This window comes from Oceanospirillum sp. (assembly GCF_982874595.1).
Genome location: NZ_CEYNZH010000028.1, coordinates 1 through 21,975 on the forward strand (window position 1 = coordinate 1; position 21,975 = coordinate 21,975).

Annotated in this window: 19 protein-coding genes; 13 read left to right on the top strand and 6 right to left on the bottom strand. The window is 52.6% G+C overall.

Features of this window, described 5'->3' with window-relative positions; genetic code table 11:
- Positions 1-112: 112 nt before the first annotated feature.
- Both AC4GL5_RS12085 and xseA read right to left on the bottom strand, forming a co-directional pair.
- Positions 113-970, bottom strand: coding sequence for a peptidoglycan DD-metalloendopeptidase family protein (locus AC4GL5_RS12085; RefSeq protein WP_490383041.1), 858 nt, complete (start codon positions 968-970; stop codon positions 113-115).
- A 191-nt stretch (positions 971-1,161) separates the two neighbouring features.
- The gene (xseA, locus tag AC4GL5_RS12090; protein WP_490383042.1) at positions 1,162-2,754 is read right to left on the bottom strand and encodes an exodeoxyribonuclease VII large subunit; all 1,593 of its coding nucleotides are present in this window, start codon (positions 2,752-2,754) and stop codon (positions 1,162-1,164) included.
- 188 nt (positions 2,755-2,942) lie between these two features.
- Between xseA and guaB the strand changes: the two genes are divergently transcribed.
- Positions 2,943-4,412 (top strand): IMP dehydrogenase, encoded by a 1,470-nt coding sequence (gene guaB, locus AC4GL5_RS12095; RefSeq protein WP_490383043.1) that lies wholly within the window; start codon positions 2,943-2,945, stop codon positions 4,410-4,412.
- Positions 4,413-4,612: 200 nt separating this feature from the next.
- On the top strand, positions 4,613-6,190 hold the full coding sequence (gene guaA / locus AC4GL5_RS12100; protein WP_490383044.1) for a glutamine-hydrolyzing GMP synthase: 1,578 nt from the start codon (positions 4,613-4,615) through the stop codon (positions 6,188-6,190).
- Positions 6,191-6,360: 170 nt separating this feature from the next.
- Here the strand turns inward: guaA and AC4GL5_RS12105 are convergent, their stop codons facing one another.
- Positions 6,361-6,894 carry a TetR/AcrR family transcriptional regulator gene (locus AC4GL5_RS12105; RefSeq protein ID WP_490383045.1) on the bottom strand — a complete coding sequence of 178 codons (534 nt, stop codon included), beginning with the start codon at positions 6,892-6,894 and terminating at the stop codon, positions 6,361-6,363.
- Between the two features lie 81 nt (positions 6,895-6,975).
- Here AC4GL5_RS12105 and AC4GL5_RS12110 point away from each other — a divergent pair, with 81 nt between their 5' ends.
- Together AC4GL5_RS12110 and AC4GL5_RS12115 are read left to right on the top strand one after the other, a co-directional pair.
- A complete protein-coding gene (locus AC4GL5_RS12110) occupies positions 6,976-8,487 on the top strand; it encodes an MFS transporter (RefSeq protein ID WP_490383046.1) in 1,512 nt (503 codons plus the stop codon).
- Between the two features lie 160 nt (positions 8,488-8,647).
- Positions 8,648-9,970: a PepSY-associated TM helix domain-containing protein gene (locus tag AC4GL5_RS12115; RefSeq protein ID WP_490383047.1), complete on the top strand. Its 1,323-nt coding sequence runs from the start codon at positions 8,648-8,650 to the stop codon at positions 9,968-9,970.
- A gap of 119 nt (positions 9,971-10,089) precedes the next feature.
- On the opposite strand, the gene AC4GL5_RS12120 is transcribed toward AC4GL5_RS12115, so the two are convergent.
- Positions 10,090-12,177: a hypothetical protein gene (locus AC4GL5_RS12120; RefSeq protein WP_490383048.1), complete on the bottom strand. Its 2,088-nt coding sequence runs from the start codon at positions 12,175-12,177 to the stop codon at positions 10,090-10,092.
- Between the two features lie 43 nt (positions 12,178-12,220).
- Positions 12,221-12,466, bottom strand: a complete 246-nt coding sequence (locus AC4GL5_RS12125; protein WP_490383049.1) for a hypothetical protein — start codon at positions 12,464-12,466, stop codon at positions 12,221-12,223.
- A gap of 438 nt (positions 12,467-12,904) precedes the next feature.
- Here AC4GL5_RS12125 and AC4GL5_RS12130 point away from each other — a divergent pair, with 438 nt between their 5' ends.
- The 9 genes from AC4GL5_RS12130 to AC4GL5_RS12170 all read left to right on the top strand — a co-directional run bounded on the left by AC4GL5_RS12130 (position 12,905) and on the right by AC4GL5_RS12170 (position 20,558).
- Entirely contained in the window at positions 12,905-13,438 is a 534-nt protein-coding gene (locus tag AC4GL5_RS12130) for an SUF system Fe-S cluster assembly regulator (RefSeq protein ID WP_490383050.1), read from the top strand.
- Between the two features lie 82 nt (positions 13,439-13,520).
- Positions 13,521-14,963, top strand: coding sequence for a Fe-S cluster assembly protein SufB (gene sufB / locus AC4GL5_RS12135; protein WP_490383051.1), 1,443 nt, complete (start codon positions 13,521-13,523; stop codon positions 14,961-14,963).
- A gap of 338 nt (positions 14,964-15,301) precedes the next feature.
- Entirely contained in the window at positions 15,302-16,054 is a 753-nt protein-coding gene (gene sufC / locus AC4GL5_RS12140) for a Fe-S cluster assembly ATPase SufC (protein WP_490383052.1), read from the top strand.
- On the top strand, positions 16,051-17,355 hold the full coding sequence (gene sufD / locus AC4GL5_RS12145) for a Fe-S cluster assembly protein SufD (RefSeq protein WP_490383053.1): 1,305 nt from the start codon (positions 16,051-16,053) through the stop codon (positions 17,353-17,355). Before sufC ends, sufD begins: the two co-directional genes overlap by 4 nt.
- A 71-nt stretch (positions 17,356-17,426) precedes the next feature.
- Positions 17,427-18,659 carry a SufS family cysteine desulfurase gene (locus AC4GL5_RS12150; protein ID WP_490383070.1) on the top strand — a complete coding sequence of 411 codons (1,233 nt, stop codon included), beginning with the start codon at positions 17,427-17,429 and terminating at the stop codon, positions 18,657-18,659.
- A 54-nt stretch (positions 18,660-18,713) separates the two neighbouring features.
- A complete protein-coding gene (gene sufT, locus AC4GL5_RS12155; protein WP_490383054.1) occupies positions 18,714-19,259 on the top strand; it encodes a putative Fe-S cluster assembly protein SufT in 546 nt (181 codons plus the stop codon).
- 129 nt (positions 19,260-19,388) lie between these two features.
- Positions 19,389-19,814 (top strand): type VII toxin-antitoxin system MntA family adenylyltransferase antitoxin, encoded by a 426-nt coding sequence (mntA, locus tag AC4GL5_RS12160; RefSeq protein ID WP_490383055.1) that lies wholly within the window; start codon positions 19,389-19,391, stop codon positions 19,812-19,814.
- Positions 19,807-20,217: a type VII toxin-antitoxin system HepT family RNase toxin gene (hepT, locus tag AC4GL5_RS12165; RefSeq protein WP_490383056.1), complete on the top strand. Its 411-nt coding sequence runs from the start codon at positions 19,807-19,809 to the stop codon at positions 20,215-20,217. The genes mntA and hepT overlap by 8 nt, the downstream gene beginning before the upstream one ends.
- Positions 20,218-20,237: 20 nt before the next feature.
- Complete coding sequence (locus AC4GL5_RS12170) at positions 20,238-20,558, top strand: Rieske (2Fe-2S) protein (protein ID WP_490383057.1); 321 nt, start codon at positions 20,238-20,240, stop codon at positions 20,556-20,558.
- 111 nt (positions 20,559-20,669) lie between these two features.
- Here AC4GL5_RS12170 and AC4GL5_RS12175 read toward each other — a convergent pair whose 3' ends face one another.
- Complete coding sequence (locus AC4GL5_RS12175) at positions 20,670-21,896, bottom strand: EAL and HDOD domain-containing protein (protein ID WP_490383058.1); 1,227 nt, start codon at positions 21,894-21,896, stop codon at positions 20,670-20,672.
- Positions 21,897-21,975 lie beyond the last annotated feature (79 nt).

The following is a 21,975-nucleotide window of genomic DNA, read 5'->3' on the forward strand; positions in this document are numbered from 1 at the left end:
CTCAGGCCATGGCAGCCGGATAAATAAAGTGTCCAACTTTATGGGGTCACTTCACAAGGGAGGGCTTTTTTGAAACAGCTTGTAAATACCGGTACAAAAGGCTGAAAAATGCTTATTCAGCGTCAACCAGAAAGAGTTTTGGGTTAACAAAAACGCCATTCAGGGAGACTCCCCAGTGCAGGTGAGGCCGCTTAATGTCGGCGGCGTAATCTTTACCGGCTTCAATATGGTGGCCTGACGTACCGACTTTGCCGATCTCTTCACCGCGTCGAATACGCTGACCTTCCCTGATTCGGAAGTTAATACCGGCAAGGTGGCTGTATTGAGTGAAAAGCCCTCGACCATGATCAATCAGCACCGTTTTACCCCCGTAGAAAAGGTCGCGAATCATCACTACTGTACCATCTGCAGGTGCCGCGGCACGTTGGCCGCTCAGGTCGATACCGTTGTGGCTGTCCAGTAACTCACCATTCATAAAAACACGATCACCAAATTGCCGAAGCTGGCTACCGCGGGTTGGATGCAGAAAAGTGCGTGTGTCCGGCTCTTTATCGTTCCATTGGTTAATCAGGCGGTTCAGGCGAGCATCATCCTGTTCGATCTGCTGCTCCTGTTTGCGGTTCAGGTTTTTCTTCACCGGGTTTCGGGTGACGATATAGTTTTCAGTGTGCTGGGCTGGGCGCACATTGATCATCAGCTCCCGGTTGCGGCCATTGGGCTGTTCAATTACGAGCGGTTGTTTTCCGGCAGGTGTGTCGAGTGGAATGCCGACCCAGGCGATCCAGCGGTTATCGCTTTTTTTGTTATAGGGGCGATTCATCACAAACACCCGTTTGCCCTGAAAATAAACCACAGGTTCTGCTTCTGTTCCCAGAGAAACCGGCAGTTCAATCACCGCAACACCGCCGGGCATGGGGTCGGGTTTAGGATCATAATCGGGCGCTGTTTCTGCATGGCTCAGCGAACTCAAAGTTAAGCCCAACGAGAGTATCAGAAGACAGAATGTGTTTTTGAATGCAGGTAATAAGTGGATTCGGGTAGACAGAAAAGACCGAGATGCGGCTGTCCCGTTAAAGCTGTGTATTAACCCAAATACGGAACGTCGGCTCTTTGTGTGTCGGCGCATTGTCTTCCCCTTAGCAGCGCAGTAACGAGTAATATCTAGTTATCGGCATCTTGCTCAATAACTTTGCAGTGTAATACACCTGTTGCCAGTTGTGCGGAGATGCTGTCTCCCTGACTAACGTCCCGATAATGACGGACAATATTGCCCTTGTCATCCTGAACAATGGCATAGCCCCGGGATAACGTTGCCAGAGGACTGACGGTTTGCAGGCGATGACTCAAGCCTGCCAGTTTTTGCTGGTGGCCTTCAATCTGGTGTTGCCATGCTTTTTGTAAAGCTTGTTGCAGCTTCTGCAAGTGGGTTTGTTGATGCTGAAGATCGCGCAGAGGGTTCGCTCGCCAAAATCGTGATTTCAGCTGCTCCAGCTGCTGATCTGCCTGCCGGGTTTGTTGTTTTCCTGCCCGGACCAGTTGTTGTTGAAGGTTGTTCAGTTGCTGTTGCTGCTGGTTAAGCTCAGTTTTGGGGTGCCTCAGTTTGCCAGCAACCTTATCCAGTTGTTGCTGTCCGCGAAAAAGTCGGTTCTTTATACCCTGGATCAGGCGTTGCTCCAGCTGTTCCAGTTGTTGGCCCTGTTGTCTGAGACCGCTGAAACACCGCTCATAGCGATGTTCCAGATGATCAAGCTGCTGCTGACTGTTCTGCAGCTGGCGCTCCATTTGGCGACTGAGGGTGATTTCGCTCTGGCTCAGCCATTGCTGCCACTGAGCCATATCCGGGCTGACCTGTTCTGCCGCGGCTGATGGGGTGGGAGCGCGATAGTCCGCAACATAATCCGCAATAGTGATGTCGGTTTCGTGTCCTACCGCGCTAACGGTCGGGATAAAGCTGGCGGAGATCGCTCGGGCCACCCGTTCGTCATTAAAGGCCCAGAGATCTTCCAGGCTGCCACCGCCACGGCCAATAATCAGGAGGTCACTTTTGCCGTGAATATGGGCCAGTTCGATGGCTCGTGCGATAGAGTCCGGTGCTTCGCTACCCTGAACAACGGCGGGGTAGAGCACCACTTCTGCCAGCGGGAAGCGCCGTTTGAGCACAATCAGCATATCCCGGATAGCGGCACCGGTTGGCGATGTGATCAGGCCGATGACATCGGGAATCGGCGGCAGTGGTTTTTTCCGGCTGCGGTCAAACAAGCCTTCCTCTTTCAGCTTGAACTTCAATGCTTCAAAGGCACGGATCAAGGCACCGCGTCCCTGTTCCTCCATGGTTTCCGCGATCAGCTGAAAGTCCCCCCGGCCTTCATACAGGCTGACTTTGGCGTGGAGCTGAACCTTGTCACCGTTTTTCGGGCGGAAGGCGAGCAGTCCGGCGCGATTGCGGAACATGGCACAACGCACCTGACTGTTTTCATCTTTCAGGCTGAAATAGAGATGCCCGGAGCCTGGTGTGCTCAGATTGGATATTTCGCCTTCCACCACAACCAGAGCAAACCGGCTTTCTAACAGCTGGCGTGCCTGACGGTTTAGTTGACTGACCGTTAACACGTTCGGTTCTGAAGGCGTGGTTGATCCAGACGGTGCGGGAAAAATGCCATCCGGAGCACGGGTGAATCCGGAGGAGATCTCATCAGCAGGCGAGGGGGAAAATTCGCTCTTGTTCCGGCCGAAGGATGAGGGTTTGTCTGGCATTTTAGGCTCCGTTTGAGGCTTTCTTAAGATCGATGGCTATTCTACGGCCAATGACAGTGTTTTTTTACAGCAACATCTGGGAAAAGAGAAGAATCCAAGCTTAATACTGGTTTACCCAGAAAAACTCTTACGATAAAATATTGGGTTATTCTTCTTTCTATCCTCACTCTTCAGCAGGCTCGCGGAATATGTTACGTATTGCTCAAGAAGCACTCACCTTTGATGATGTTTTGCTGGTTCCAGGTTACTCAGACGTCCTCCCGAATGACGTCAGCCTGAAGACACGACTCACCCGTGATATCTCTCTTAATATCCCGCTGATCTCTTCAGCGATGGATACCGTTACCGAAGCGCGTCTGGCTATCGCGATGGCGCAGGAAGGCGGCGTTGGTATTATTCACAAAAACATGACTATTGCTCAGCAGGCTCAGCAAGTACGTCAGGTTAAGAAACACGAAAGCGTTATCGTTAAAGATCCTGTAACGGTAACACCCTCGACTACCGTAAGCGAACTGCTTGCCCTGACCGAAGACACCCGTTTCTCCGGTATGCCGGTTGTTGAAGGCGACGAGCTGGTCGGTATCGTAACCAGCCGTGATTTCCGCTTTAAACCCAATCTGGATGATGTTGTTGCCAACATCATGACCACGAAAGAGAAGCTGGTTACGGTTAAGCAGGGTACTTCTCTGGACGAGATCAAAGCCAAGCTGCACCAGCACCGTATCGAAAAGATTCTGGTTGTGGACGACGAGTTCCACCTGCAGGGTCTGGTAACGGTTAAGGATATCGAAAAAGCCCGTACATACCCGAACGCCTGCAAAGACGAAGACGGTCGTCTGCGTGTGGGTGCTGCAGTAGGTACCGGTGCAGAAACGCCTGATCGTGTTGCCGCGCTGGTTGAAGCCGGTGTTGACGTGATCGTGGTGGATACGGCTCACGGCCACTCCAAAGGTGTTATCGACCGTGTTCGCTGGGTGAAAGAGAACTTCCCTCAGGTTCAGGTAATTGGTGGCAATATCGCAACCGCTGAAGCCGCTATTGCGCTGGCTGAAGCCGGTGCCGATGCCGTTAAAGTGGGTATCGGTCCGGGTTCTATCTGTACGACCCGTATCGTTGCCGGTGTGGGTGTCCCTCAGATCTCTGCAGTGGCCAATGTTTCCACGGCGCTGGAAAAGTACGGCATTCCTGTTATTGCTGATGGCGGTGTGCGTTTCTCCGGTGATCTGGCGAAAGCGATTGTTGCTGGTGCCAGCGTTGTTATGGTGGGTGGTCTGTTGGCCGGTACTGAAGAAGCGCCGGGCGAGATCGAACTGTATCAGGGCCGCTCTTACAAGTCTTACCGTGGTATGGGTTCTATGGGTGCTATGTCTCAGGCTCAGGGTTCCAGTGACCGTTACTTCCAGGATAAAGATGCTGGCGTAGAGAAGCTGGTTCCGGAAGGTATTGAAGGTCGTGTGCCTTATAAAGGTTCTATGACGGCTATCGTACACCAGCTGATGGGCGGTCTGCGCTCTTCTATGGGCTACACCGGTAGTGGCGATATTCAGACCATGCGCACCAAACCTGAGTTTGTGAAGATCACAGGCGCAGGCATGATGGAGTCGCATGTACACGATGTACAGATCACCAAAGAAGCCCCGAACTATCGGGTCGGCTGATCGGCTACAGCGTTTAAAAAGTGGGGCATTGCGCCCCACTTTTGATTTAAGGCATGTCAGCAGATGTCATGTCGGAAGACAGCGCTGTTTCAGGCGCACGAATGATTCCCGGAGCAGCATCTCCTGCTGGCCGGACGACCACTTTATACAGGCTGTTCATCCCGGACAGACCGTTACTTTATTGATGGGTTGGTAAAATAATGAGCCAAGATATTCATGCTCAGAAAGTCCTGATTCTGGATTTCGGATCTCAGTACACGCAGCTGATTGCTCGCCGTGTTCGTGAACTGGGTGTTTACAGTGAAATTCGCGCCTTCGATATGACTGAGGAAGAGATCCGCGAATTTGATCCGAAAGGCATCATTCTGGCCGGTGGTCCTGAGTCGGTAACTGAAGCCGGTTCGCCGCGCGCACCTGAGTGTGTTTTCAGCATGGGGCTTCCTGTTCTGGGTATCTGCTACGGCATGCAAACCATGGCCGAGCAGCTGGGCGGTCAGGTTCAGGGCTCTGATGTGCGTGAGTTCGGTTATGCGCAGGTGAAAATCGAAGCGGATAACGGTCTGACCAAAGACGTAAAAGATCATGTTGATTCCGACGGCAAAGCGCTGCTGGATGTTTGGATGAGCCACGGTGACAAAGTGGTTGCCATGCCGGAAGGTTTTGAACTGCTGGCCTCTACGCCAAGCTGTGCCATCGCCGGTATGTTCCACGCCGAGAAGAACTTCTTCGGTGTCCAGTTCCACCCTGAAGTAACGCACACTCTGCAGGGCGGACGTCTGCTGGAACACTTCCTGATGGAAATCTGCGGCTGTGAAGCGCTGTGGACTGCCGCCAACATTATCGAAGATCAGATTGAACGTGTTCGCGCACAGGTTGGTAATCAGAAAGTTCTGTTGGGTCTGTCCGGTGGTGTGGACTCTTCCGTGGTTGCTGCCCTGCTGCACAAAGCGATTGGCGATCAGCTGACTTGCGTATTTGTAGACAACGGTCTGCTGCGTAAGAATGAAGGCGATATGGTCATGGACATGTTCGCCAAGAACATGGGCGTTAAAGTGATCCGTGCTGATGCTGAAGACCTGTTCCTGGGCAAACTGGCCGGTGTATCGGATCCGGAAGCCAAGCGTAAAGTGATCGGTAACACCTTTATCGAAGTCTTCGATGAAGAAGCCAGTAAACTGAAAGATGTTAACTTCCTGGCACAGGGGACTATCTACCCGGACGTCATCGAGTCTGCTGCCGCTAAAACCGGTAAAGCACACGTGATCAAGTCACACCACAACGTGGGCGGTCTGCCGGAAGATATGAAGATGGAACTGGTTGAGCCACTACGCGAACTGTTCAAAGACGAAGTGCGCAAGATCGGTCTGGAACTGGGCCTGCCATACGATATGGTTTACCGTCACCCATTCCCTGGACCGGGTCTGGGCGTGCGTATTCTGGGCGAAGTTAAGAAAGAATACGCGGACATCCTGCGTGAAGCGGATGCGATCTTCATCGAAGAACTGCACAACTTCGACTGGTATCACAAAACCAGCCAGGCGTTTGTGGTCTTCCTGCCGGTTAAATCCGTAGGTGTTGTGGGCGACGGCCGTCGTTACGAGTGGGTTGTGTCTCTGCGTGCGGTAGAAACCATCGACTTTATGACGGCTCGCTGGGCGCACCTGCCATACGAGCTGCTGGAGAAGGTTTCCAACCGTATCATCAACGAGATCAGCGGTATCTCCCGCGTGGCTTACGATGTATCCAGCAAGCCACCAGCGACCATTGAGTGGGAATAATTATTCCTCTGGAATAAGCCCACTGATATCAGTTATCTGATACAAAGAAACCCCTGAAGAAATTCAGGGGTTTTTTGTTTTCAGATCATGGGTTGGTAGTCGATATGACGATGAATACTGTTTTAGCAGGAGGTGCTAAGGCAGTACCGGAGTTTGTCTCTAGGAAAGGGCTATATCAGACGAGATAGCACCGCATCCACGTCGTTTAGAAAGCTGGTCCAGTCACCCGCTTCGTCGATGCCGTTGATACGCAAGAGGAACAATCCCTCAACAGCGAGGAAGGCGACACGTGCTGCCTGAGCATCTGGAGATTCTCCATCCAGACGGTTAAACATTCCTCGATACCAGTTGCGTGTTTCTCTTAAATTTTCAGGGTTTTCCAGATAGCTGACCATCAGGCCCGCAATCTTGGCATCCATTGCTTGTTGTGCGGTTCGCATCGCCTTGATGTAGCTTCGGATAAAGTTGACAGGGTTATTTGCTGATGTTTCGTCCAGCATTGCATCGAACCGGCTTGTCCAGCGGTTGATCAGGCAGCTCACCAAGTCATCTCTGTTGGCGAACGAATATTGTACGCCTCCCTTGGATATGCCTGCGGCCTTTGCTAAAGCACCTATGGTTAGTGCTGAGCCGCCTTGCTCGCGTACCAGTTCTTCGGCTACATCCAGCAGACCATCTCGGGTAATGGTGGGTTTTCTGCCCATTGTCTTTCTCTTTTGGCTCCATTAAAATTTTTTAAATACGACCGTATTTAAAAAGGTCGCGTTCAAATCATAGGTGAACTCGTGTCTTGCTGCCACCCAAACCCCAAACGCTGGCTGATCCTGTTGGCAGTGATGCTTGCATTTTTGCCGGTTGTTCTCGATATGACCATTCTTCATGTCGCGGTCCCTACATTGACTCAGACCTTAGAGGCCTCTAACAACCAGGTATTGTGGATCATCGATATCTATCCGCTTTTGATGGCGGGCTTTCTGGTGCCTATGGGGACTTTGGCTGATAGGGTGGGTAATCGACTCATCTTATTGATTGGTCTGGTGGTTTTCGGGGTAGCTTCTGCAGCTGCAGCCTTTGCGCCAACGGTTCAGATGTTGATTGGAGCGCGAATTCTTCTGGCTGTTGGCGGCTCCATGATTATGCCCTGCGTACTGGGCATAATTCGTCGTACGTTTGAGGATGATGCTGAGCGGGGATTTGCACTGGGTCTATGGGGCGCTGTAGGTGCTGCTGGAGCTGCAATTGGTCCCTTGTTAGGAGGGGCGCTGTTGGAGCATTTCTGGTGGGGGTCAGTGTTCCTGATCAATGTGCCGGTAATGTTTATTGTGGCACCGGCTTGCTGGTTGTTGTTGTCGCGTCAGGAGCAAACCTCAGTTGGTCACTGGCCTATTGGTCAGGCCTTATTGCTGATTATCGGTATGATTTCGGTGGTGTATGCGGCCAAAACAGGTTTCAGTGGTAAAGAGCCTCTTGTTATGGTTTTGCTGACGCTGTTCTTCGGTGTGCTGATGCTGGCGTTATTTGCCCGGAAGCAGTTACGTACGACCGAGCCGATGTTGGACCTTTCCTTGTTTGCGCACCCAGCTATTGCTGCGGGTATTATTATGGCCGTGATTGCTAGTGGTGCATTGGCTGGGGTCGAACTAACGTTGGCACAGGAGCTACAGTATGTATTGAATAAGACGCCGCTGCAGGCTGGGATATTTATGATTCCTATTATGGCGGCTGCCGCGGTGGGTGGTCCTGTGGCTGGTTGGCTGTCCGCTCGTTACGGTTTGCGCCTTGTTGCGAGTCTGGCGCTGCTTATCGCTGCTCTATCGCTTGGCTGGCTTGCTTTGCTTGATTTCAACGAGCCTGGGCTGGTTGTGCCCGTGTTACTGGCATTGCTGGGCTTAGCTCTCAGTATTGGCCTGACCGCATCATCCATCGCTATCATGGGTGCGGTCGATGCCAGTAAGGGGGCTGCGGCAGGCTCTCTGGAAGCCACAGGCTATGAGCTGGGTACGGGGCTCGGAATCTCTCTCTTCGGTTTGTTCATGTCTGTTATTTTTGGTCGTAACCTCGCCATCCCCGTTGGTTTACCGCCGGATCTTGCTGATCAGGCTGCTATTTCAATCGGTGATACGTATCTGGTGGCGCAGCATCTGACCGATGATCATGCTGCTACATTAATCGATGCCGGTAAGGTGGCTTTTTCTGCAACACACTCAGTGTTGCTCCTGACCGCATCGGCAATAATTGCGGGGCTTGCCGTTTTGGTGTTCTTTCTGTTAGCTGAAGTTCGCAAAAGTAGGCTGTGAGTGAGTTATATGCTTTGGGGCTTGTGTTGTGTTTTTTATGACACTACCGCATCCGGCAATCTGTGAAATGCTGCTTTATGGGCTTGGTTGATAAAACCTGCTGTTTGCTTCAGCATCGGCAGGTTTTTTATGCCTGCATATATTTGATTGGAAACTTTAAATGCCCACACGGATAGTCTCGCTTCTCAACCGCCACACCTTTCTCATACTCCACCGCTGGCTGGGGCTGTTGCTGATTCTGCCGGTGCTGCTGTTGTCCCTGACCGGTGGCTTGCTGGTCTACAAGCAGGAGCTGGATCAATGGTTTAATGCTGATCTGATGCTGATCGAGCAGTATGACCTGTATGCAGAACCTCTGTCAGTTGCTCAGTTGGAGGATCGAATCCAACAGGTTTATCCGCAATCCCGAATCAGCTGGTTTGATCTGAGTTTTTATCAGGGATCAGCTTATCTACCGGGGCAGGAGAGTGGTGTGCAGCCTGCGGCGGTGTTCTGGATTTCAGGTGTGCGGGATGGCTTTGGCAATTACCATGCGCCCATTCACAGTCAGATTTTTGTGAATCCTTACACCGGAGAGGTGCTGGGTGGCCGCAAGTGGGGGGAATATCATCCTACGGGCAGCGAGCCGTTAACCCGTAATCTGATGCCGCTGATCTACAAACTGCATTATTCGATGCTGGCGGGGCAGGATGGACGGGCGATTCTGGGCTGGCTGACACTTGTCTGGTTGTTGTTGGTTCCGGTCGGTGTCTATCTGAGCTGGCCGCATCATGCGAAGTCATCTTCTGGCGGCACCGGAAACCGTAAAAAACCTGCCTTCCGGCATGATCTGATCCATTGGTTAGGCTTCTGGCGCTACCGGAAGGGGAAGAGTTATTTCCAGAAAGACTTCTTCAATCATCGTTGGCTGGGGCTGGTTTTTACGCCGGTGATGATCATTTTCCTGTTGTCTGGTCTGAGCTTTAACCTGAAGCCGATCTACTATGCTGTGTTTGATCCTGTGGACCAGAGGCAGCTGGCACATAAAACCATTGAGACATCGCCCATGGGGCAGGCGCAGCCGATGAGTCTTGAGCAGGCGGTGGCCACCGGGCAGCGTTTGACTCAGGCGTGGGCGAAGGATGAGGGCTTTGATGTTATTCGCCCTGTCGGGCTGTCGCACTCTGCTTTTAAAGGCACTTATCTTTATCGCAGTTATTCCTCGCTGGATTATTCTGCGGATAGCGCTAAGACCAGTGTCTGGTTTGATGCGAAAACGGGCGAGCTGCTGGCGCGTTTTCAGGCAACTGGGGCAAGTAGCGTGGATTCGATGACGGTCGGATTTGGGGCTGTGCATAAATCAGAGCTGGGCGGGTGGAGCCGAATGCTCAGTCTGTTGGTGGTTGCCGCGTCGGTCTGGCTGACTGTGACGGGTTTTCGGATCTGGTGGTTCAAATATCGGGCGAGAAGAAGCAGTGCTCGTAGAAAGAAGCATCAGGGGTAGAAAGAAACAGCACGAGTAGAAAGAAACAGGGCCCGTAGAAAAAGGGTCTGACCGTTAAAGAGGTGAAAACAAAACGCGTGCCGGAGCACGCCTTTTGTTTTCTTGCCTGCAAAACGCGATCAGGATTCGGTATTACCGGAATCTGATTTAGTTGTAGCAGTTTTTGCAGCCGTTGTTTTTGCCGCTGAAGTTTTGCGAGCTGTCGTCTTTCTTGCTGTTGTTTTTCTGGGAGCCGCCTTGCGCGCGGCAGGTTTTGATGCAGCAGCGTCAGGCGCTTGTTGGGTTTCAGGTGCTGGCTGAGCCGCAGGTGTTGTTTCGGCTGCGGCCGGTGCTGGATTCTTGCTCTGATAAGCCGGTGGCTCATCCGCTAAGAAGTCGGTCACCGCTTCCAGGAATTCGCCTAACAGAGCGTGACTGACCACAAAAATATGGCCGATATTTTTCTCAATGGTACGGTTCAGGCCGCCACGAACCATCTGCTGGTTATCGGCTTTACGTCCCCAGCGCTCGCTGGTTTTACAGGAGCCAACAGGGGCAATCGGATCACGCTGACCGCAGTAATCGAACAGGGCGATATCAGCGTTGTTCAGCGCATCCATATTGACGGGTTTGCCATCCAGCTCGGGGACGTCAGAGGGTAGGCAGTACTCGCCTTTCCAGATCTGGTTGCCCATAAAAATCTTCTGAATCCACTCACGGTGTGCCCGCGCCGGGAAGCGTGTACCGCTGTGTAGCCAGTTAAGGAACGGGGCGGCATCGTCAATGGCACCGGGATAGTTTGCCCGGCTATAAAAACCTTCCAATACGGTCTGTTCGACACCGGGCTGGATGGTGTGCATACCGGATTCAATGGCGTAAGGGGAGATATTGCAGTTGCCATAGAACAGCTGCATCACATCGGCATCGTAATCGTTGCGGATTAGATCCCGCATCGGTTTATGACCGCTGGCTTCGTCATCAAACAGAACCGGTGTTGTCATCAGCACGACCTGACGAATACAAACATCTTTGCCGGTGATCTGTGCTTCTTCAATCCGGCGAGCCAGATACGGCATAAAGAGGGTGCCGCCCATGCAGTAGGCCATCACCTCAATATTCTGTTTCGGATGACGTTCCAGAATCAGATCCAGGTAGGTGTCGTGGACGGTCTTGCCGTAGAAATCCAGACCCAGCTGACACTGATCCGGTCCCGGATTACCGTAATCCACCAGATAAAGGTCGTAACCCAACTGCAGCATACCTTCGATCACCGACTTGCCGGGAGCCAGGTCAAACAGCTCGCAACGGTTGATCATGGGGCTTGCCATATACAGGGTTTTGCCGTTGGCTTTGACCCCTTCAGGTCGCGGATAGTGGCGCAGTTTTACGGTATAGAGTTCAGAGCCTGGCACGGTTTCCCATTGGCACGCTCCGATCTGGGCGCGGGGGGAGTGCAGAGCAAAATGCCTGAGATCAAAGGCGTTGTGTTTCAGCAGAGCCAGTAGGCGATCTTCACAGTCTTTAAGGTAGTCCGCGTCACTGACTCGCCATTCTCCTTCTGCATTTTTTTTGCGGTAGGGTTGGTCTTTATCAAGACTGAAGGTCTGACCGGTGATCACCTGAAACAGGGACCGTAGCAGGTTTTTCATGGCGGTCAGGTGAGTCTGGCCGCGACTGTGATACTGCCATTCCAGCAGTCGGAAGTTATTTAGCTGAGTGGCCAGCCAAACTTGGCCCTGAAGCGTTTCACAGGCCCAGGCACAGGTCTCTTTGTTGAAACTCAGCTCGCCATCTGTCTCTTCAGTGAAATGAGCTACTAAGGTTTTCAGCTGACCGGCATAGGCTGAATCCAGCTGCTGGTCGGCACGGGTGATCATATCCGGTGATTCATCTTTAGCGACGGCATCTTCCGTTGCCTGAATCAGAGGCTGCGCCCAGCCTGTGAATAAGGATGGCGGTACACCGTAGGGCCGGAACATTTCGCTCTGCAGATGAGAGATCTGCAACATCTGCTTCAGCATCAGGCCGTTCATCTCGCTTATCCAGTGTTTGGTGCCGCGAAGATGAGAGGGATTGTCAGCGCTACTGGTCATCAGCAGGGTTTCCAGTGCATCTGCGGTCAATGGCGGAGCGCTGTTGAGTGATCCGGCAGAAAACCACTCGCTGAATGAGGGGGCTGCTGGTTGAAGTCCGTTATCCGATATAAGTTTGTTAAGCGTGGCAAACATAGAATCCTTCTCCTGATGCAGGGTGCAGACCTGTGTGGTCTGTCTAACCCTTAAATGATTGAGCTGCAGCTTCCAGCTTATCCTGATGATGTTTATGGGGAATGTTGTCGGCCAGCAGTTGCTGATGAACCTGCTGCAGATGCGCTTTTTTGGCACTGTTATCGCCGGAAAGCGCGTTGATCTGATCATTAATCGCCCAGACGCGGATTTTTTTGATCAGAACAAGGTGAAAGGCGATACCACTGATTGAAACGATAAAGATGATCGCCAGTTGTAACCACAGGGGCATGCTTGGGTCTCCGATAAGCTTGTATCCGCATCGGCCATTGGCCGGGTGCGCTGCGGGTTAATACAGAATAGAACAGCATAGACGAATCTTCTGACACTGATATGACTTTGGCGGAGAGTGTTGAGTTCCGTCAGCTTTCACCGAGGTCGGGCAGGTCGTTCAGTCGACATTCTATTTTGTTCTGTTTGGCTTCTATTCTAGTCTTTTAGCTTTTTATTCCAATCCCTGCATATAGCTAAAGCGAGATATTGGGTGCCAGCTTTTTATTTGTTGTTGAAAATGATTCTCAATAACTTGCAGCTAACGTCGTTAAAACCCCAACCAAAAACCGGTTAATCGCTGTTATCTTGCAAAACACAGTAAAAAACTCGGGTATAAGGGTTTTGTTCAAAGTTAAATGGGACTAAAATAGTCCACTATAACGATGAAGGTAGAATCATGCTGAAACTGAGCAAAATGACCGATTACGCGGCGGTGCTGATGGCACATATTGCCCGCACGCCGGATCAGCTGTTTACCGCCACCGATATTGCGGAACAGGTACAGATTCCCAAACCGACGGTGAGTAAGGCTCTTAAGATGCTTCAGAAGAGCGGTCTGTTGGTTTCTCATCGTGGCGCACAGGGCGGCTACGGCTTGTCCCGACCGCCCAAACAGATCACCGCCAGTGACATTCTGGTCGCCATTGAAGGCCCCTTCGCGATGACCGATTGCAGTCAGGAAGATGCGCTGTGTGACCTGCAGGATACCTGCGGTGTGGCAGACAACTGGCAGCGGGTCAGTCTGGCGATGCATCAGTTGCTGCAAAGTATCACGCTGGTGCAGCTGGCGCAGAAAGAACCTCTGCAGCTGCAGTGGATGTCCGGCAATGACATCTACTCCAGCGGTGGCGAAACCCAGCCATCAGAACAGCAAACAGATAAAAGCAGTGCCCGCGCAGAGATTCCTCTCGTCGCACTGGCCCCAGAATAAGATCTTTCGGCGAGCCCGTCAGATCATCAGAACCGAATTAGCATGAACTCGATAGAACCTGTAACCGGGTGAGGAGAGACCAATGGCAAGTCAAGAGATGGAGCAGCTTGTACGTCGTGAGTACAAGCAAGGCTTTGTAACCGATATCGAGTCTGATACCGCGCCTCCCGGCCTGAATGAAGATGTGATCCGCTTTATTTCTGCCAAGAAAGAAGAGCCACAGTGGATGCTGGACTGGCGTCTGGCTGCTTTCGAACAGTGGAAAGAGATGGCCGAGCCTGAATGGGCTCATGTGAACTTCCCGCAGGTCGACTTTCAGGCGGTGTCTTACTACTCCGCACCTAAGTCTTCTGAAGACCGTCCGAAGAGTCTGGACGAGGTTGATCCTAAACTGCTGGAAACCTACGAAAAGCTGGGTATTCCTCTGCATGAGCGTGCAGCACTGGCGGGTGTCGCGATGGATATGGTGTTTGACTCCGTATCGGTGACCACCACCTTTAAAGAGCAGCTGGGCGAAGCCGGTGTGATCTTCTGCTCAATTTCGGAAGCGATCCGCGAATACCCTGATCTGATCAAACAGTATCTGGGTTCTGTCGTGCCGGTAGCCGATAACTTCTATGCGGCACTGAACTCTGCGGTCTTCTCCGATGGTTCTTTCGTGTTTGTTCCTAAGGGCGTGACCTGCCCGATGGAGCTGTCCACTTACTTCCGTATCAACGCCCAGAACACCGGTCAGTTTGAGCGTACCCTGATCATCTGCGAAGACGATGCTCAGGTATCTTATCTGGAAGGTTGTACCGCGCCGATGCGTGATGAAAACCAGCTGCACGCCGCTGTGGTTGAGCTGGTAGCGCTGGAAAACGCCAACATCAAATACTCCACCGTTCAGAACTGGTATCCCGGTGATGAAAACGGTAAAGGCGGTATCTACAACTTCGTGACCAAGCGTGGCGAGTGCCGTGGTGATAACTCCAAGATCAGCTGGACTCAGGTGGAAACCGGTTCTGCGGTGACCTGGAAATACCCAAGCTGTGTGCTGAAGGGTAAAAATTCCGTGGGTGAGTTCTACTCCGTTGCTGTGACCAACAATATGCAGCAGGCGGACACCGGCACCAAGATGATCCATATCGGTGAAGGCTCCCGCTCCACCATTATCTCCAAAGGTATTTCTGCCGGTCGTTCTGACCAGTCTTACCGTGGTCTGGTGAAGGTACTGCCGGGTGCCAAAGGCGCACGTAACTTTACCCAGTGTGATTCCCTGCTGATCGGCGATCAGTGTGGCGCGCACACCTTCCCGTATCAGGAGATCGGTAACAGCACGGCTCAGGTCGAGCACGAAGCGACGACCTCTAAGATCGGTGAAGATCAGCTGTTTTACTGCCGTCAGCGCGGCATCTCTGAAGAAGATGCGGTGAACATGATCGTGAACGGCTTCTGTAAAGACGTCTTTAAAGAGCTGCCGATGGAGTTTGCGGTAGAGGCGGAAGCCCTGCTGAACGTAAGCCTTGAAGGTGCAGTTGGCTAGTTTGGGTTAAACAGCGGGCTTCAGACCGGAGTGTTAACCGGTCTGGCCGGTATCGGCTTCCGGCTCCCGGAACATCCCTGTTCCGAGGAGCCGGACTTCGCCATCCATGGCTTCGTTAAGCCGATACACAGCGGCCCGCTCAAGTGACGGCTGGGGTTTCCAATCAAAGCTAAGCTAGGGATGGCGCAGCGAAAGCTGTTCAAAACAGGATGTTTTGCAGCTTTCTGATGGAAACCCAGTCAGTCGCCGGTAATACCGATACAGCTCAACAGACAAAGAATTCAGATTTGATGGTGCAGCCGAAGCAGGCCGCCATCCACAGAAAAGGTTAAAACCACATGTTAGAAGTTAAAGACCTGCGCGTTAGTGTTGAAGACAAAGAGATTCTGAAAGGCCTGAACCTGACCATCAATCCGGGTGAAGTTCACGCCATTATGGGCCCGAACGGTGCCGGTAAATCCACCCTGTCTGCGGTTATCGCAGGTCGTGATGGTTATGAAGTGACCAGTGGCAGCATCACCTTTGAAGGTGAAGATGTGCTGGAGATGGAAATTGAAGACCGTGCCCGCGCAGGCCTGCTGCTGGGTTTCCAGTATCCGGTTGAGATCCCAGGGGTTAAAAATGTATACCTGCTGAAAGCCGCGCTGAATGCCAAGCGTGAGCACCTGGGCCTGCCGGAAATCGAAGCACCGGAGTTTATGAAGCTGGTCCGTGAAAAGCTGCAGTTTATGAAGATGGACAGCAGCTTCCTGCACCGCTCGGTAAACGAAGGTTTCTCCGGTGGTGAGAAAAAGCGTAACGAGATTCTGCAGATGCTGATTCTTGAGCCAAAGCTGGCGCTGCTGGACGAGATCGACTCAGGTCTTGATATCGACGCGCTGAAAATCGTATCCGAAGGCGTTAACAGCCTGCGTGATGCCGGTCGTTCCATCGTGATGGTAACGCACTATCAGCGCCTGCTGGACTACATCGTACCGGATCATATCCACGTACTGTCCGGCGGTAAGATCATCAAATCCGGTGACAAGTCACTGGCTCTGGAACTGGAAAAACGCGGTTACGATTGGGTAATCGAGGAGGCGGCTCAATGAGTTTAGCCGAATTTACTGATCAGTGGCTGAGTGCGGTAACCCCGCAGATCAGCGAAGGCCCGGGTTGGTTAACCGACCTGCGTCAGGGTGCTGTTGAACAGTTTGCCGTACTGGGCCTGCCTCACGCCCGTCTGGAAAACTGGAAATACACCGACGTTAAAGCACTGGCTAAGCGCAGCTTCTCACTGCCGAAAGCAGTAGATGCTCAGGCACTGGCTGATGAAAAATCGCTGGGTCTGGATGCGATCCGTCTGGTGTTTGTGGACGGTGTTTTCTCTGAAAGCGCTTCCACGCTGGGTGATCTGCCTGCCGGTGTTCAGGTACTGCCTCTGGCGAAAAACGTCAATGCAGCCAAACCGGTTCTGGGCCAGGTTGCTGCGGCTAACTTCAGCGGTTTTACCGCGCTGAATCTGGCGGCGTTTCAGGATGGTGTACTGATCGATCTGGCCGCCAATGCGGTGCTGGAACAGCCGGTTTACCTGCAGTTTGTCGCCACCGAACAGGAAAATCCTGTACTGGTACAGCCGCGTATTCTGATCAAAGCGGGTACGCACGCTCAGGCAACCATCGTTGAACATTACGCCGGTGCTGAAGAAGCGGCCAACCTGACTAACGTGGTGACCGAAGTGGATCTGGCCGATGGCGCCAATATCACTCACTACAAACTGCAGCAGGAAAGCCTCAAGCAGTACCACATCGCCAGCATGCATGTTGAGCAGAAGCGCGACAGCCGCTTTACCTCACACAATGTATGTCTGGGTGGCAAGCTGGCCCGTCAGGACATTCAGGTAGAACTGAGCGGCGAAGGTGCCGAAGTGAACCTGAATGGTCTGTATCTGGGGAACGGTCGTCAGCATCTGGATAACCACACGCTGGTTAACCATAACGCGCCGCACACCAACAGCAATGAAGATTACAAAGGCATTCTGAACGATCGCTCCCGTGGTGTGTTCAATGGCCGTGCCGTTGTGCATAAAGATGCGCAGAAGATCGAAGCCCATCAGTCCAACGCTAACCTGCTGCTGTCGGACAAAGCGGAGATCGATACCAAGCCGGAGCTGGAAATCTACGCCGATGACGTGAAGTGCTCCCACGGCAGCACCACAGGTCAGCTGGATGAGAACGCCCTGTTTGCCCTGCGTTCCCGTGGTCTGGGTGAAGAGATGGCGCGCGGTCTGCTGACACTGGCCTTTGCCAATGAAGTGATCGACCGTATCGAAATTCCGGCGGTTCATGACCGTATTGAAGACGCGGTAGCCGGTCGTCTGCCTGAGAAGTTCAACCTGAAAGGCCTCGTGTAAACGAGGCTGGCGCGATTGAGGGAATGTCTGAGATGAATGCTCCTGTAAAAGCTCACGTAGCGGGAACCGAGATGAATGAGGCCGAACTGGCCGCGTACATGCTGGAACTGCGCCAAGAGTTTCCGATTCTTAAGCGTACGGTTCACGGTAAGCCGCTGGTGTATTTCGATAACGGTGCCACGGTGCAGAAACCGGAAGCGGTGATCGAAAGCATGAATGCTTACTACCGGGAGCTGAACTCTAACATTCACCGTGGCGTGCATTTCCTGTCCGGTGAAGCCACTGATGCCTACGAGCAGGCCCGTGAGAAGGTGCGTCAGTTTATTAACGCGCGCTCTTCCAAAGAGGTGATCTTTGTTCGCGGCACCACCGAAGGCATCAATCTGGTGGCCAATACGTTTGGTCGTCAGTTGGAAGCCGGTGATGAAGTGATCGTTTCCATGATGGAGCACCACGCCAATATCGTGCCGTGGCAGATTCTGCGGGATCAGCTGGGTATCGTGCTGAAAGTGATTCCGGTGGACGAAGACGGTGAGCTGGATATGGCGGCACTGAACGCCATGATCGGCCCGAAAACCAAGCTGATCTCGGTGACCCACGTTTCCAATGCGCTGGGCACCATCAATCCGGTGAAACAGATTGTGAAGCTGGCGCATCTGCATGAGATTCCGGTGCTGCTGGACGGTGCTCAGGCTGTGCCGCACCTTAAGGTGGATGTGCAGGAACTGGATTGTGATTTCTACGCTTTCTCGGCCCATAAAATGTACGGACCAACCGGTATCGGCGTGCTGTACGGCAAAGAGGCAATGCTGGAATCTATGCCTGTGTGGCAGGGCGGTGGCGATATGATCGACCACGTCAGCTTCGAGAAAACCACTTATGCGGGTCTTCCGCACAAGTTTGAAGCGGGTACGCCTGCTATCGCGGAAGGTATCGGTCTGGGCGCTGCCTGTGACTGGCTGATGAACGCGGATCTGGACAAGGTTGCCGCCTGGGAAGAGATTCTTCTTAAGTACGCCACCGAGCAGATGCAGCAGATTCCCGGTATGCGGATTCTGGGTACCGCCGAACACAAAGCCGGTGTGATCTCCTTTGTGATCGATGGCGTGCACGCACAGGATATCGGTGTGCTGATCGACCAGCTGGGTGTTGCGATCCGTACCGGTCACCACTGTGCCATGCCGGTGCTGCATCATATGGGCGTTGATGCCACCGCCCGCGCTTCCTTTGCGCTGTACAACACCAAAGAGGAAGTGGATATCTTTATTGCGGCTCTGAACCGTGCCTGTGATATGTTGCGCTAGGCCGGACGCTTAAGATCAGGTCAGGCCAAACCGGAACCGGAAAAAGAAAGAGCCATGAAAAAAGACGACAAAATTATTCTCAGCCGGGATGTGGATGCCATCTCCATCCCGTTCGGCAAAACGATCACCCTGCCACAAGGTGGCGAAGTGATTGTGATGCAGGCTAAAGGCGGCAGTGTCAGTGTTGGCTTTGAAAGCCGTCTCTACCTGATCGAAAGCTACAATCTGGATGCCATTGGTGGTGAATCCAAACAGCGCCCGACCCTGCATGAAGATGCCACAGCAGAAGAGCTGGAAGCGTTCGTCTGGGAGCAGCTGCGCACCTGTTACGACCCGGAAATTCCGGTCAATATTGTGGATCTGGGCTTGGTTTATGGCTGCCGTATCGACAAACTGCTGACCGGTGAAACCGTGGTCATTATCAAGATGACCCTGACCGCACCGGGTTGCGGTATGGGCGATGTGATTGCCGAGGATGCCCGTCGTAAAATTCTGGGCGCGCCTCAGGTCTCCAAGGTACTGACGGAGATCGTCTTTAACCCGCCCTGGAGCCGTGACATGATGAGCGAAGAAGCCAAGCTCGAAACCGGTATGTTCTAGCTCAAGTAGAGATTTCTGCATTCCCACGCGGAGCGTAGGAACGAGATTTTAGTCGTGCGACACGTTCATGTCTGGCTCCCACGCTCTGCGTGGTAGCCGATCGAGTGGATTCACGTCCCCGGAGCCACCATGACCTCAGATCTGAATGCTTTATCCGGAATTGTTGAACGTCATTTAGCAGGCCGTATCCGGTTGGCGTATCTGTTTGGTTCTGTTGCCTGCGGCCGCGCTGGTGAACACAGTGATTTGGATCTGGCGATTCTGCCGTCTCAGCCGGTTTCTGATGAAGATGTCTGGTCCTGGGGGCAAACTCTGGCGGTTGAACTGGGTCGCGATGTAGACCTGATTAATCTGATGAGCTGTTCAACCGTGTTACGTTATCAGGTCGTGACTGAGGGGAAACTGCTTTTTGATCCGGAGGATGCTGCTGCTGGCTTTGAAACAGAAACCTATCGCATGTACCAGGATCTCCAGCGGGAGCGACAGGATAATCTGATCGCTTTTAAACAGCGCTGGCAGCAGGATGCAGCATCTGAGGGAGCGGATAATGAATGATGATGTGATTATCAATAAAGTGGCCACCATCGAGCGATGTCTGAAGCGGATTGCAGAAGAGTATCAGCATGATGCTGACCAGTTGCGAAAAAATCTGACCCGACAGGATTCTGTCATTCTGAACCTCCAGCGCCTGTGTGAAGCGGCCATTGATATTGCCAACCGGGTATTGCGTATGAAAAATGGCCCGGTACCGCAAAGCAGCCGGGACTCATTTGTTCAGTTGGTGCGTTTAGGCTACCTGCCGGCAGATCTGGCGTTATCGATGCAGAAGATGGTGGGTTTGCGCAATATTGCGGTGCATGACTACCAGAATCTGAATATAGAGATTGTGATCTCGGTGTTGGATAAACATCTGAATGACTTTACCCGGTTGGCTCAGCTCGTGCTGACCGAAGACTGAATCGAAAGGAAAGCAATAACATGGGTTGGATTAAGGTAGATGCCGCTGCAGCCATCGCAGAGGGCGAATATCAGGTGGTTACCACAGAAGATGATGTTGAGCTGCTGGTGGCAAACGTTGATGGTGAGTTCCACGCCATTGAAAACGTCTGCAGCCACGACGGTGGTTCGATGGAAGGTGGTTGTATCGAAGACGGTGAGATCGTCTGTCCCCGTCACGGCGCGCGCTTTTGTCTGCGTAGCGGCGAGGTAACCGCACCTCCGGCTTACGAAGATATTGATGTGTATCCGGTACGTATAGTTGAGGGTATTGTTGAGGTGGCGGACGAGCCGGAAGACTAAATACTGCCCAGCTTAACGTCTTGCGTCAGATCGTAACCAAAAGCCCCAATATTCTGAGACAATTTTCGCAGGATATTGGGGCTTTTTACATTTACGCATTTCCGGGCCGGTTTAGCTGCCCATCTGATCGACAACGGTATCGGCCCAGAGGATGGCATCCATAAAGCAGGTATTGACCTCAGGTTTGTACCAGTTCGAATGCTCCATGGTATCCCAGTCTCCCTGCTCATAGGCGATAACCAATTGAAGGATCTCACCGGCAATCCCTTTGCCTTTCAGTCCGTCGGCAATGGCAGGCTCCAGCTTGAGCAGCTTCGCCATCTGTTCGGCTTCCATTCCCAGTGCCAGATGCAGGTTCGAAAGTACGCCAACGGTAAAGCAGGACTGAATCTGATCCAGTTCGTAAAAACGGGCCAGCTCTTCACAGGCTTTGGCACGTACCAAAATTGTCGGTAGCTGTGAACTGGTGCGGTACGGGCTCTTACTCCAGAGCAAAAGGCTGACCATAGAGCGCAGGCGCTCCTGTCCAAGCAGTACGACAGCCTGATGGATGCTGTTGATCTCTTTTTTGAACATATAGCCTGCTGAGTTGATATGGCGTAGCAGGCGATAGGTCATGCCGGGGTCTTTGACAATGGTATCCACCAGCTCTTCAACGTTCATATCGTCCTTATAGAGCTGTTGCAGCAGATCTAACAGTACCTTCTGGTTGCTGTTGGTCTGATGTCCTTTAAATACCCGCGGGCGAGACAGGAAGTACCCCTGAAAATAATCGAAGCCCATCGCTTCCAGATCACGGTACTCCTGCCAACTTTCGATTTTCTCAGCGACCAGTTTTACCGGATAGGCTTTCAGCTGCTGAACGGTTTTTTCCAGATCATCACGGCTGTAATCATGGGTATCCAGTTTGATCCATTGTGCGCACTGAATCAGTGCCTGATTCCCCTCTGTCAGAACGAAGTCGTCCAAGGCGATGGTGTAGCCTTTACGACGCAGGCGCTGCAGAGATTCAATGACTTGTTGTGTGGGTTTTACTTGTTCCAGTACTTCCAGTATGACTTTGCTCGTGACGGTGGGGAAAAGCTCATCCTGTTCCAGCCAGAACTGAGGCACGTTGATTGATACGGGAAGCCCTGAGCCCAGTTGACCAACGCCCAGATCCAGTAATGCCGTGGCATAAACCCGTGCACTGGCCTGCAGGTGATCCTGCACGTCTGCGGTTAAGGCGCTTTGATTTCGACGGTAAAGCAGTTCATAGCCGACAAGGTTCAGATCACGGTCAGAGATCGCTTGTCGGGCAAGAAAAAAAGCATCCTCTACCGGGTTCAATTCGGACACTGATGTCTCCTGTGAAGCGTTGGCTGCCTGAGGCAGTAAAGATCTTAGTGGATATGAGTTCTGGTCGGAGTGATGCCCG